Origin of the sequence: Enterobacter sp. SECR19-1250 (genome assembly GCF_013391025.1) — a bacterium.
GTDB classification, from domain to species: domain Bacteria; phylum Pseudomonadota; class Gammaproteobacteria; order Enterobacterales; family Enterobacteriaceae; genus Enterobacter; species Enterobacter cloacae.
In genome coordinates, this window is record NZ_JACASJ010000336.1 from 1 (window position 1) to 314 (window position 314).

Here is a 314-nt window from a genome sequence, read left to right on the forward strand (position 1 = left end):
TGCGATTACCCCTTCGATAACCACAAAGTGCCGTTTAAAGAGATGCGCACCGCCCTGCGCACACGCAAAATCACCAATATGCAGTTTGGTGCTTTAACCAGCCTGTTTACGATGATCCCGCTGCTTAATCTGTTCATCATGCCCGTTGCCGTTTGTGGCGCGACGGCGATGTGGGTCGATTGCTATCGCGATAAACACGCGATGTGGCGGTAACAATCTACCGGTTATTTTGTAAACCGTTTGTGTGAAACAGGGGTGGCTTATGCCGCCCCTTATTCCATCTTGCATGTCATTATTTCCCTTCTGTATATAGA

General features: G+C 48.7%; 1 protein-coding gene. It reads left to right on the forward strand.

Translation table 11 applies throughout. The features are described 5' to 3' along the window. A partial coding sequence (locus HX884_RS26890) for an EI24 domain-containing protein (protein WP_178329071.1) occupies positions 1–213 on the forward strand: 213 nt, incomplete at its 5' end. Positions 214–314: the final 101 nt, after the last annotated feature.